Genomic DNA, 12,051 nt, shown 5'->3' on the forward strand with positions numbered 1-12,051 from the left:
GTGCTCACCGCTGGAGGGCGCAGCGGTCCCCTGGGAAGCAGCAGGGCCCCGGCGGGAGTCCGCCGGGGCCCTGCTGTCGGTGCTGGAGTGCGATCAGTCGCGCGGCTCCTGCGGCCGCCCGCCCTCGGCGGGGCGGCCACCCTCGCTCGGCCGGCCGGAGCTGGTCAGCTCGCGGTCGGCCGAGGCGGCGCCGTGCTCCTCGCGACGCTGCTCGAGCTCGACCTGGGCCGGCTCCTCGATCGGGGTGAAGAAGCCCCGGATCGCGCGGCGGGCGCCACCGATCTGGTTCATCTTCTTCGGCACCGGGGCACCGCCGTAGGCCAGCTGGCCGTGGCCGTGCTCGTCGACCGGCCCCAGGGGCTGGTGCACCTCGATGAACTCACCGTGCGGCAGACGCCGGATGACACCCGTCTCGATGCCGTGCTCGAGGACCTCGCGGTCGTGCTTCTGCAGACCGAGGCAGATCCGGTAGGTGAGCACGTACACCAGCGGCGGCAGCAGGACCAGGCCGAGGCGACCGATCCAGGTCATCGCGTTCAGGCTGATGTTGAACTTGTCCGCGAGGACGTCGTTGCCGCCCGAGATGAGCAGCACCACGTAGAACGTCAGCGCCATCGTGCCCAGCGACGTCCGCACGGGCACGTCGCGCGGCCGCTGCAGCAGGTGGTGCGACGCGGTGTCGCCGGTGAGCTTGCGCTCGATCATCGGGTAGAGCGCCAGCAGGGTGAACAGGATGCCCGGGAGCACCAGCGTCGGCCAGAACAGCGCCGGGATCGTGTAGTCGCCGGGCAGGTTGATGTCCCACGCCGGGAACAGACGCGTGGAGCCGTCCAGGAACATGACGTACCAGTCGGGCTGCGACGCGGCCGAGACCTGTGCCGGGTTGTACGGACCCCACAGCCACAGCGGGTTGATCTGCACCAGGCCGCCCAGCGCGGCGATGACACCGAAGACCACGAAGAACAGACCGGTCGCCTTGCCCGCGAAGGTGGGGAAGAGGCGGTTGCCCACGACGTTGTGCTCGGTGCGGCCGGGGCCGGGGAACTGCGTGTGCTTCTGCTTCACCAGGATCAGCAGGTGGACCGCGATCAGGGCCAGCAGGATCGCCGGGATGAGCAGCACGTGGACGATGTAGAACCGGCCGATGATCAGCTCGCCGGGGAAGTCCCCGCCGAAGATCGCGAAGTGCGCCCACGTACCGATGACCGGGATCGCCAGGAAGATCGCGCTGATGATCCGGAGGCCGGTGCCCGACAGCAGGTCGTCGGGGAGGGTGTAACCGCTGGCGCCCTCGAGCAGGGCGAGCACCAGCAGGGCGACACCGATCAGCCAGTTGGTCTCACGCGGCCGGCGGAAGGCGCCGGTGAAGAAGATCCGGAGCAGGTGGCAGATGATCGACGCCACGAACAGCAGCGCGGCCCAGTGGTGCACCTGGCGGATGAACAGGCCGCCGCGGACGTCGAACGAGAGGTCGAGCGCCGACTCGTAGGCGGCCGACATCTCCACACCGCGCAGGGGTGCGTACGCGCCGTTGTAGACGACCTCGCGCATGGAGGCGTCGAAGAAGAACGTCAGGTACGTGCCGCTGATCAGCAGGATGACGAACGAGTAGAGCGCGATCTCCCCGAGCAGGAAGGACCAGTGGTCGGGGAAGACCTTGTTCAGCGTGCGCCGCAAGGGCCCGGCGACGATGAGGCGGTCGTCCACCTCCAGCGCCATCTTGCCCAGCCGGGTGGTGGGAGCACCCGGTGCCGTCGCGGTTCGGGCCATCAGATGCGCTCCCGATTCCAGTAGGTGGGGCCTACGGCCTCAATGTAGTCGCTGCGGGCGACGAAGTAGCCCTCCTCGTCGACCGTGATCGGCAGCTGCGGCAGCGAGCGGGTGGCCGGGCCGAAGACCGGCTTGGCGCCCTGCGTGACGTCGAACTGCGACTGGTGGCACGGGCAGAGGATGCGGCTGGTCTCCTGCTCGTACAGCGACACCGGGCAGCCGGCGTGCGTGCAGATCTTGGAGTAGGCGACGTAGTCGCCGTAGCCGAAGTCCTCCTGGCCCTCGCGGTACTCGAGCTGGTCGAGCTGCTCGGGACGCAGTCGGATGAGCATCGTCGCGGCGTCGGACTGCCGGTTGCCGCCGGGGACGTTCGGGAACACCGTCTCCAGCGAGCCGGGCTCCTGGTCGCCGGGACGGACGAAGCTGCCGTCGTCCCGGGTGAGCCGCACGCCCTCCGCCCACTGGGTGGTGCCCAGCGGGTCACCCTTGTTGGGGTCGCGGATCAGGCCACCGAGCGGGGCGACGAGCATCAGGCCCAGGCCGCCGCCGAGGAACAGCAGCGAGCGGCTGATCAGCTTGCGCCGGGCCAGCCCGCTGTTGTGCAGGCCGCCGACGAGCGTCGCGCCGGTGGTGACCCGGTCGAAGTGCGAGCCGTCGTGCTTGTCCTGCACGGCCGTCTCGTGGGGGAGGAGCTTCTTCGTGTAGAGCACCAGGCCCACGCCGACCAGCAGCAGCGACAGGCCCATGAGGGTGCCGAGCAGCGGGGTGAACAGCGTGCTCCAGGTGCTGCTGTCGATCTCCCACTGCCAGTCGGGCAGGAACCAGCCCGAACCGACGTAGACGACGACGAAGGCGAACCCGGCCAGGCCGGCGAGGAAGAACGTCAGCCCGACCTGGCGGACGGCCCGGCGCTCCATCGGCGAACCCGGGTCGGGGCCCGGCTCGACGTGCAGGATCTCCACGCCGTCGTAGCGGGCGCCCAGGCGGTCGAGGTCCTCCCGCCGCATGGCGGCGAGCTGCTCGGGCGTGTAGTCGTCGTCCGGTCCGCCGTGCAGCGGGCCCGGGGTGTCCGCACCACCGGCGGCGCCGGGGCGGGTGTCGTGCGTGGTCACGCCTTGGTCCCCATCCAGAAGATCCCGAACATCAGGGCGCTGATGCCGACGAGCCAGATCACCATGCCCTCGCCGACCGGGCCGATGCGACCGATGCCGGCGCCACCGGGATCGGGCATGTTCTTCACGGTCTGCACGTAGTTGATGATCGAGGCCTTCTCCTCGGGCGTGAGCTGGTTGTCACCGAAGACCGGCATGTTCTCCGGCCCCGTCAGCATCGCCGTGTAGATCTCGAGGTCGTTGGCGTCGTGCAGGTTCGGCGCGTGCTTGCCGGACGAGAGGGCGCCGCCCTCGCCGACGAAGTTGTGGCACGAGGCGCAGTTCAGCCGGAACAGCTCACCACCGAGGGCGAGGTCGCCGTCGCGGATCTGGCCGCTGTCGTCGGTGGGCGGGATGGCCGGGCCACCGCCGTTGGCCTGCACGTAGGCGGCCAGCTGCTGGATCTCGGTCTCGCTGAACACGGTCGGCTTGTCCGGCGCCTGGGCCTCCTGGCGGACCAGGGGCATGCGTCCGGTGTGGACCTGGAAGTACACCGCCGCGGCACCGACGCCGACCAGCGACGGACCGCGGTTGTCGACGCCCTCGAGGTTCTCGCCGTGGCAGGTGATGCAGCTGTTCTCGTAGATCTCTCGGCCGGCCTCCTGGGCAGCCGCCGAGCTGCCGTCGACCTCCTCGGCGGAGCTGGCCGGGGCGAGGGCCCCGTACAGCACGCCGGTGAGGACCAGGCCGGCCATCAGGGCGGCCACGTTGGCCGTGCGGCGGCGGGCCTTGGACAGCCGCCGGGCACGTGCGGCGGCGGCCGGCGTGCCCGCAACGGGGCGGCGGCCCCAACGCCGGCGGGAGTGACGCGACTCGTCGCCGGGCTGGGCCTCGGACTGCGGGTTCGTGGTGGACACCGGTTCCCTAGCGGATCAGGTAGATCGTGGCGAAGAGCCCGACCCACACGACGTCGACGAAGTGCCAGTAGTAGGAGACCACGATCGCCGAGGTCGCCTGTGCCGGCGTGAAGCGGCCCATGGTGGACCGGATGAGCAGGTAGACGAACGCGATCAGGCCACCGATCACGTGCAGGGCGTGGAAGCCGGTCGTGATGTAGAAGACCGAGCCGTACGTCGAGCTGGCGATCGTCGTGTCGTGGTCGACCACCAGCACGCGGTACTCGTTGGCCTGGGCCAGCACGAAGATCAGGCCCATCACGAACGTGATGGTGAACCAGCGCCGCAGGCCGTAGACGTTGCCGTTCTCCGCCGCGAACACGCCGAGCTGGCAGGTCACCGACGACGCCACGAGGATGATCGTGAAGACCAGGGCGTACGGGAGGTTCAGCTCGGTCGGCTCGGGCGGCCACTCGCCCTGGGCCCGCGCCCGGGCGGTGAAGTACATGGCGAACAGGCCTGCGAAGAACATCAGCTCGCTGGCGAGCCAGATGATCGTGCCGACGCTGACCATGTTCGGTCGGGTCAGGGAGTGCACCCGTGAGGTGTCGAAGGTGCCGCTCGCGACGGGAGCCGTTGTCACGCCGCCCATCATGGCATCGGCACTGCGAGGGCCACGACCGCGGGTGGGCGGGCGTGGCGACCCGTGACCTCCCCGAGATCAGACGGTCGGGTGACCGGGCCCGGGGGCCCGGACCACTAGGCTCCCGGGCGTGAGCGCCACCGGTGGAAGTGCGGCCGTTCCGGCCACCGTCCTGGTCTACAGCTCCCGGCCCGAGGTGCGGGAGGCCGTGCGCACCGCCGTCGGCCGCCGGCCGGCCCCGGACGTGGGGCCGATCACGTGGGTGGAGTGCGCCACCGGCGAGGACGTCGTCGACACCGTGGACGGCGGCGGGATCGACCTCTGCATCCTCGACGGCGAGGCCCAGCCGACCGGTGGGATGGCACTCAGCCGCCAGATCACGGTGGAGGTGGCCGACCGCCCCGCGCTGTGCGTCCTCATCGCCCGCCAGCCCGACCGCTGGCTGGCCCACTGGTCCCAGGCCGACCTGACGCTGCCGCTGCCGATCGACCCGCTGACCGCGCCCGGCGCGGTGGCCGATGTCCTCCGCGCGCGCGTGGGACGCCCGGCCGTGCGGCGGTGAGCGGCCGCACCGCGGCGGGGCCGACCTGGCCGGCCCTGCTCACCCGGCTGCTGGCCCGCGAGGACCTCACCGCCGCCGACACCGCCTGGGCGATGGGCGAGATCATGAGCGGCGAGGCGTCGCCGGCGCAGATCGCCGGTTTCGTGGTGGCGCTGCGGGCGAAGGGCGAGTCGCCGGCGGAGGTCGCCGGCCTGGCCGACACGATGCGCGACCGGGCCACGCCGGTGGACCTGCCGCTGGCGTGCGTCGACATCGTCGGCACCGGCGGCGACGGCGCGCACACGGTCAACATCTCCACGATGGCGTCGGTGGTCACCGCGGCGGCCGGGGTGCCGGTCGCCAAGCACGGCAACCGCGCGGCGTCGTCGTCCTCGGGGGCCGCGGACGTCCTCGAGGCCCTCGGCGTGGTCATCGACCTGCCGGCGCCGGCGGTGGCGCAGTGCGTGCAGGAGGCGGGGATCGGCTTCTTCTTCGCCCCGGTGTTCCACCCGGGGTTCCGCCACACCGCCGCGCCCCGCCGGGACATGGGCATCGGCACGGTCTTCAACTTCCTCGGGCCGCTGACCAACCCGGCCCGCCCGGTGGCCGCGGCCATCGGCTGCGCGGACCGGCGGATGGCGCCGGTGCTCGCGGCCGTCCTGGCCGGCCGGGGCACCAGCGCGCTGGTCTTCCGCGGGGACGACGGGCTGGACGAGCTCACCACCCAGACGACGTCGTCGGTGTGGATCGTCCGCGACGGGGGCGTCGAGCCGGCGCAGCTGGACCCCGCGGACCTCGGCGTGGAGCCGGCACCGGAGGGTGCCCTGCGCGGCGGGGACCCGGCGCACAACGCCGAGGTGTTCCGCCGGGTGGTCGGCGGGGAGCGCGGACCGGTCCGCGACGCGGTGCTGCTCAACGCCGCGGCCGCGCTCGCCGCGTCCGCCGGTGTGCCGGGCTCGCTGACCGAGGCGCTCGGCGCGGGGCTCGAGCGGGCCGCGGCGGCCGTGGACGACGGCCGCGCGGCGGCGCTGCTGGACCGCTGGGTGACCGTCAGCCGGGCCGCGCGTCCCTGAGCGGCCCCCTCCGCCTCAGTCGGTGCTCTCGAAGCCGATCGCGAAGGCCGCCTCGAGGTCGTGCCGGGAGTAGGCGCGGAAGGCGATGTGGGTGTCGGTCTCCAGCACCCCCGGCACCTTGTTGATCCGCCCGGCGATCACCTCGGCGATCTGCTCGAACTCGCGCACGCGGACGATGGCGATGAGGTCGGCGTCGCCGGCGACGGAGTAGACCTCGCTCACGCCCTCGAGGTCGGCGACGGCCTCGGCCACCTCGCCGATGGCGTCGGTGGCCGCGTCGATCATGACGATGGCGGTGATCACGCCGGGGATGCTATCCGGGCGAGCGGCTCCGCGGAGACCGCACGCGGGGTGGGGGAGACCCGCTCCGGGCGGGCCCGGGTGCCCAGGGACCGCCCGTCGGCGAACGGATCCCGGTCGCGGTGGCCGGCCTCCACCCGGTCCAGGAAGCCGGAGTAGCCGCCGGTGCCCGGCACCGGGCAGGCGAGCGTGCCGTCGACCTCGACCAGCCGGGTGCCGGGCTTCTCCATCCAGCGCAGCACCAGCTCGGTCTCGTCGACCGAGGCGGCCAGCTCGTCGTCGGGGCCCAGCGGGGTCTCGGAGGTGGCCAGCAGGCCGCTGAGCGCCGCGCGCACCGACGTCCCGCGGGGGGCGCAGCCGGCCGCCACCAGCCGGCCGCGGCGCACCACCGACAGGTGCCAGCCGCCCTCGCCGTCGGGCCGGGCGAGGACCAGCTGCGGCACGCGCGCCAGCGACTCGAGCCGCTGCCGCCGGCGGACCGCGCGCACCAGGACCGCGATCCGGTCACGGAGGACGGCGGCGTCCTCGTACCGTTCCTCGGCGGCCAGCCGGTCGACCCGCTCCAGCAGCGGGCGCAGCAGCGCGTCCGGGTCGGCGGCGACCGCGGTGCGCAGCACCGCTGCGACGGCGGCGTAGTCCTCGACCGACTGGGCGCCGGTGCAGGGCGCGCCGCAGCGGCCCATGCCGGCCAGCGCGCAGGCGGTGCCGAGCACCCGCAGCGACAGGCGGGTGGTGCACTGGCGCAGCGGCAGGGACTCGTGGATGGCGGCGACGGCGGCGTCGGCCGCCCGCCGGTCGGGGAAGGGGCCGAGGGACACCCCGGCCCCGGGTTGCACGCGGCGGACCACCGACAGCCGCGGGAAGGTCTCCTCGGTGAGCCGGATCCACAGCGCCCGCTCCGGGAACCGGGACCGGCGGTTGTAGCGCGGCTTGTGCTCGGCGATCAGCCGCAGCTCGCGGACGGCGGCCTCGAGGTCGTGCGCGCAGGAGACGGTGTCGACCCGCTGCGCGAGGCCGACCATCTCGGTGATCCGGCTGCGCTGCTCGCTGGAGGAGAAGTAGCTGCGCACCCGGCTGCGCAGGTCGGTCGAGGTGCCCACGTACAGCGGCTCGTCGCGGGGCCCGCGGAAGAGGTAGACGCCCGGGCCGGAGGGCACGCCGTCGGCCAGGTGCCGCTTGCGCCGCCGTTCCGGGTCGACCTGGCGGGTGAGGCCGGTGAGCTCCTCGAGCGAGGTGATGCCCAGCGGCCCGAGGCGCTCGAAGAGCCCGTGCAGGACGTCGACGGTGGCCCGGGCGTCGTCCAGCGCGCGGTGGCAGGGGGCGGTGTCGGCCCGGAAGAAGGGCGCCAGGGTGGCCAGCTTGCAGTTGGGCACCTCGTCGCGGCTGAGCAGCCGGCGGGCGAGGACGGCGGTGTCGACGGAGGCGGCCGCGGGCCAGGCGATGCCGTTCTCCGCGCACGCCGCCTTGAGGAAGCCCAGGTCGAACGGGGCGTTGTGGGCGACGAGGACCGCGCCGCGGGCGAACTCCAGGAAGCTCGGCAGCACGCTGCCGATGCGCGGCGCGGCGGCCACCATCGTCGTGGTGATGCCGGTCAGCACGCTGATGTAGGGCGGGATCTCGCAGCCCGGGTCGACCAGGGTCTGGAACTCGCCGAGCACCGCCCCGCCGCGCACCTTGACCGCGCCGATCTCGGTGATCGCGCTGTCCTTCGGCGACCCCCCGGTCGTCTCGAGGTCCACCACCACGAAGGTCACGTCGGCCAGCGGCGTGCCCAGCTCGTCGATGGTCGCCTGCACGTAGCGCGGCGGCCCTCCGGCCGCGGGAACCGGTACGGCAGGGGCGGGAGGGAGCGGTGGCACGTCGTGGACGCTAGGTCGCAGCAGTGACAACTCCGTGGCTCCCACGCCGGGGGCCGGGCCGGTCCGTCCCGGGTCCGGCGGCGCCCCGGGGTCGCCCGCACAGGGGAACGTGCAGGTCGTCGCGGTGGCGCGGCTCCATGACCTGGGTCACCATGCTCCGTCGGGGGCCACCGTCGGCCCCCTCGTCGCAGAGGTGGTCCGATGCTCCCGCGCTCCCGGTGGCGCGCCCGTCGTCCGGTGGTCCCCGCCGCGGTCGTGGCCGCGACGGCGGCGCTGCTGCTCGCCGTCCCCCTCGCGGGTCCGGCCGGGGCCGTCCCCAGCGACCAGCCCGGGGGCACCACCGCCGTCCTCGACAGCTCGGCGCTCGACGCGCTGCAGCAGCGGGCCGCCGAGGTGCAGGCCGACCTGCAGGCGCGCCAGTCGGAGGTCGTCGACGCGCAGGAGGCGCTCGCCGCCGCGCAGGCCCTCGCCGCCGAGGCGGAGTCGGTCGTCTCCGACGCCGACGCCGAGCTCGCCCGCCACCAGGCCGTCGTCGCGCAGTACGCCTCCGCGGCCTACCGCGACGGCGGCGCGCTGAGCCCGCTCACCCTGCTGCTGACCGGCGCCGACCCCGGGGAGGTCATCGCCGCGATGGGCTACCTGGAGGCCGTCGACCGGCACACCGCCTCCGTGGTGGCCGCGGCCGAGGAGCAGCGGCGGGCCGCCCTCGCCGAGCGTGACGGCGCGGCCGCCGCGCTCGCCGAGGCCCAGGCCCGGGCCGACGCGCTGGCCGCCGAGGTGCGTGAGCTGGAGGACGCCGCGGCCGCGGTCACCAGCGAGCTGGACGCCGCGCTCGGCGACGTCGACCGGCAGCTCGCCCAGCTCCAGCAGGAGCAGCTCGACGTCAACGACCGGACCGCGGCCAGCTGGCAGGCCTACCTCGACGAGCTCCGGGCGGCCGGCGTCACGCCGCCGCCGGCGGCGCAGATGCGCCAGCCGGCGGCGGGTCTGCCGGGTGGGCTGGTGCCCGTCGCGGCCTCGGGCGGCGGTGCCCAGGCGGGCGCGGCGCAGCTGCCCCGCCAGCCGACGTCGCTGCTGGTGCTCCCCGCCGAGACCCTGACCGCCGTCACCACCGCCATGGACGCGCTGAGCCTGCCCTACGCGCCGGGCACCGCCGGGCCCGAGTCGTGGGACTGCGGCTCGCTGGTCCAGGCGGCCTACCGCTCGGCCGGGGTCGAGCTGCCCGGTGACCAGGCCGGGCTGTTCGCCGTCACCGTGCCGGTCGCCCCGGCCGACGTGCTCCCCGGCGACCTCGTCTTCCTGGGCACCGGCGAGTCCGGGCTCGGGCACGTGGGCATCGCCCTGGACCCGCAGACGATGCTGGCCGCCGACGCCCGCGCCGGCGCGGTCGTGGTGCGGCGGCTGCCGGCCGACCAGGTGCTCGGCATCGGCCGGCCGAGCCTCGGGCAACGACCGCCGGTCGACGCCCCGGCGCCGACCGGCGGAGCTCTGCGGGTGGAGTGCGGCAACACCGTCTACCCGCCGAGCTACGACGGCGCGCGCTCGTGGGGCGGCTACCCCAACGGGCTGATCCCGCCCAGCGCCATGTGCCCGTTGGGCGTCGCCGGGCACACGCTGCGCTGCGACGCGGCGGCGGCCTACCGGGCCATGAGCGCGGCCTTCGCCGCGTCCTTCGGGACGCCGATCTGCATCACCGACTCCTACCGCACCTACGCCAGCCAGGTGCGGCTCTACGGGCAGAAGCCCGCGCTGGCGGCGGTGCCGGGCACCAGCAACCACGGCTGGGGGCTGGCGGTCGACCTCTGCGGGGGCATCGAGGTGTTCGGCACCCCGCAGTACCAGTGGATGGTCGCCAACGCCGGCCGGTTCGGCTTCCTGCACCCCACGTGGGCCGACCCGGGCAACGGCCGCGAGGAGCCCTGGCACTGGGAGTACGCCGGCACCTGAGCCGGAATTGTCGGTGGCGCTCCCTACCGTCCGGCGCGGAAGAGAGACCAGCCATCGAGGAGAGCAGCCATGCTCATCGACTGCGACACCTGCACCGCCCGCGGCACCGGCTGCGCGGACTGTGTGGTCACCGTGCTGCTCGGCGTCCCGCCGACGTGGCAGACCGAGGACCCGGCCGTCGTCCCCCTGGCCGGGCGTCCCGCCCGGACGCCGGCACCCGAGGTGGCCGCGCCCGGCCCGGGCGTGGTCGTCGACCTGGACGACGTCGAGCGCCGGGCCGTGCGGGCGCTGGCCGACGTCGGCCTGGTGCCGCCGCTGCGGCACGAGCCGGGGGCGGCCCCGGGGCGGGGGAGCGGGCGCCGGCGGACCGGCTGAGGGGGCGGCCCGGTGACCGGCACGGATCACGGACAGCAGCCGCCGTCTGACGCTGCGTGGGCTCGCGCACCCCAGTGGTCACGCCACGGAGTGGCGTCGCTCCTCACAGTGGGTATTCCCACAATCCAGGGGGTGCGCGTTTGTCACAACTGCATCACGTCCGTACCGTGTCAGCGTCCGACCGAGTGGTCGTCACCCGACACGGGGTGACCTCGGCCGGGCACCGCCGAATCACCGTCCGGTGTGCGGGGGCCCTCGGGTCCGCGTCGCCGGGGGTGAACCGGGGACCCACCGCAGCACTGGGGTGAGTTCTCGCGTGCGCCGGTCCGCCGGGGCACACGTCCCGCGGCAGCGGGGCGCAGAGATAGGGCACCTTTTCTTCCCAGCCCGAACCCGTCAGCTAACTCGGTAGGCGGTTGCTGAGGAAGAACGGAGAGCCGCCGCCCGTGGCGACCCCTCGCCCTGTACTGGGGCATGCACGCGAACAGCTCCACCCCGGCTCCGCGAACGGAGCGGGCCGCCTTCCCCTCTTCCGCCGCCCCGTCGTCCGACGGTTCAGCCGCGGCGTCCTGGTGGGGACCACCGCCGCCCTGACGCTCACCTTCCTGCCGGGCACCGCCGCGGCGGACCCGGAGCAGGCCGGCAGCGCCGCCGAGGCCGCCCAGCTGGTGGCCGACGCCAGCCACCAGCTCGAGGTCGTCTCCGAGCAGGTCAACGAGGCCCGCGAGCAGCTGGCGGCCCAGCAGGCGGCCGCCGAGGCCGCGCGCCAGGCCGTCGCCGACGCCGAGGCGCAGCTCGGCGAGCTGGACGGCCAGATCCGCCAGGTCGCCCGCAGCGCCTACACCAGCAGCAGCGACATGGCCACGCTCGACCTGCTGATGACCAGCGAGTCGGCCGAGGACTTCGTCGCCTCGCTGGCCACGCTCGACCAGATCGCCGGGCACACCACGGCCGTCCTGGCCGACGTGTCCGAGGCCGCCGAGGCCGCCGAGCAGGCCCAGGCCGACGCCGACGCCGCCGAGGCGGAGGCCGAGCAGACGCTGGACGACCTCACCGCGCAGGAGCAGCAGCTCCAGGACGACATCGCGGAGTACCAGGCCCAGTACGACCGGCTGTCGGCGCCGCAGCAGGCAGCGGTCGTCGCGGCGCACGCCGGTGAGTCGGTGCCCGTGGTCGCTCCGGTGGCGGCCGCCAGCGGCGCTGCCCAGGTGGCGGTCGACACCGCGCTGGCACAGGTCGGCGACCCCTACGTCTGGGGCGCCGGCGGGCCGAACTCCTTCGACTGCTCGGGCCTGACCCAGTACGCCTACGCGGCGGCCGGGATCAGCCTGCCGCACTCCAGCCGCATGCAGTCGCAGATGGGCCAGGCCGTCTCCCGGGCCGAGCTGCAGCCGGGCGACCTGATCTTCTACTACAGCCCGGTCAGCCACGTCTCGATGTACATCGGCAACGGCCAGATGGTGCACGCCTCGACCTCCGGCCAGCCGGTCAAGGTCGTCAGCGTGGACTCGATGGGCGGGATCACCGCGATGCGCCGGATCGCCTGACGACAGGGT

General features: G+C 74.0%; 11 protein-coding genes and 1 riboswitch. Of the genes, 5 read left to right on the forward strand and 6 right to left on the reverse strand.

Features of this window, described 5'->3' with window-relative positions:
• Positions 1–93: 93 nt before the first annotated feature.
• From qcrB to ctaE, 4 genes are read right to left on the reverse strand one after another with little or no spacing between them, the layout of a single operon-like run.
• Entirely contained in the window at positions 94–1,770 is a 1,677-nt protein-coding gene (qcrB, locus tag ACI79R_RS10100; protein WP_456573474.1) for a cytochrome bc1 complex cytochrome b subunit, read from the reverse strand.
• Positions 1,770–2,882: a cytochrome bc1 complex Rieske iron-sulfur subunit gene (gene qcrA / locus ACI79R_RS10105; protein WP_456573475.1), complete on the reverse strand. Its 1,113-nt coding sequence runs from the start codon at positions 2,880–2,882 to the stop codon at positions 1,770–1,772. The genes qcrB and qcrA overlap by 1 nt, the downstream gene beginning before the upstream one ends.
• The gene (gene qcrC / locus ACI79R_RS10110) at positions 2,879–3,778 is read right to left on the reverse strand and encodes a cytochrome bc1 complex diheme cytochrome c subunit (RefSeq protein WP_456573476.1); all 900 of its coding nucleotides are present in this window, start codon (positions 3,776–3,778) and stop codon (positions 2,879–2,881) included. Before qcrC ends, qcrA begins: the two co-directional genes overlap by 4 nt.
• Before the next feature lie 7 nt (positions 3,779–3,785).
• Positions 3,786–4,400 (reverse strand): aa3-type cytochrome oxidase subunit III, encoded by a 615-nt coding sequence (ctaE, locus tag ACI79R_RS10115; RefSeq protein ID WP_456573477.1) that lies wholly within the window; start codon positions 4,398–4,400, stop codon positions 3,786–3,788.
• Between the two features lie 130 nt (positions 4,401–4,530).
• Between ctaE and ACI79R_RS10120 the strand changes: the two genes are divergently transcribed.
• Together ACI79R_RS10120 and trpD are read left to right on the forward strand one after the other, a co-directional pair.
• Complete coding sequence (locus ACI79R_RS10120; protein ID WP_456573478.1) at positions 4,531–4,962, forward strand: hypothetical protein; 432 nt, start codon at positions 4,531–4,533, stop codon at positions 4,960–4,962.
• Positions 4,959–6,014, forward strand: coding sequence for an anthranilate phosphoribosyltransferase (gene trpD / locus ACI79R_RS10125; protein ID WP_456573479.1), 1,056 nt, complete (start codon positions 4,959–4,961; stop codon positions 6,012–6,014). The genes ACI79R_RS10120 and trpD overlap by 4 nt, the downstream gene beginning before the upstream one ends.
• 15 nt (positions 6,015–6,029) lie before the next feature.
• On the opposite strand, the gene ACI79R_RS10130 is transcribed toward trpD, so the two are convergent.
• On the reverse strand, positions 6,030–6,317 hold the full coding sequence (locus ACI79R_RS10130; protein WP_456573480.1) for an Lrp/AsnC family transcriptional regulator: 288 nt from the start codon (positions 6,315–6,317) through the stop codon (positions 6,030–6,032).
• The gene (locus ACI79R_RS10135; protein WP_456573481.1) at positions 6,314–8,173 is read right to left on the reverse strand and encodes a DEDD exonuclease domain-containing protein; all 1,860 of its coding nucleotides are present in this window, start codon (positions 8,171–8,173) and stop codon (positions 6,314–6,316) included. Before ACI79R_RS10135 ends, ACI79R_RS10130 begins: the two co-directional genes overlap by 4 nt.
• A 201-nt stretch (positions 8,174–8,374) precedes the next feature.
• Between ACI79R_RS10135 and ACI79R_RS10140 the strand changes: the two genes are divergently transcribed.
• The 3 genes from ACI79R_RS10140 (at position 8,375) to ACI79R_RS10150 (ending at position 12,042) form a co-directional block, all read left to right on the forward strand.
• Positions 8,375–10,120: a D-alanyl-D-alanine carboxypeptidase family protein gene (locus ACI79R_RS10140; protein WP_456573482.1), complete on the forward strand. Its 1,746-nt coding sequence runs from the start codon at positions 8,375–8,377 to the stop codon at positions 10,118–10,120.
• Between the two features lie 69 nt (positions 10,121–10,189).
• Positions 10,190–10,495: a hypothetical protein gene (locus tag ACI79R_RS10145; RefSeq protein WP_456573483.1), complete on the forward strand. Its 306-nt coding sequence runs from the start codon at positions 10,190–10,192 to the stop codon at positions 10,493–10,495.
• A 257-nt stretch (positions 10,496–10,752) separates the two neighbouring features.
• A riboswitch (cyclic di-AMP (ydaO/yuaA leader) is annotated at positions 10,753–10,925 on the forward strand.
• 142 nt (positions 10,926–11,067) lie between these two features.
• Positions 11,068–12,042, forward strand: coding sequence for an NlpC/P60 family protein (locus ACI79R_RS10150; RefSeq protein WP_456573484.1), 975 nt, complete (start codon positions 11,068–11,070; stop codon positions 12,040–12,042).
• The last annotated feature ends 9 nt before the right edge of the window (positions 12,043–12,051 follow it).

The sequence above is a fragment of the Blastococcus sp. SYSU D00820 genome, from assembly GCF_054050695.1.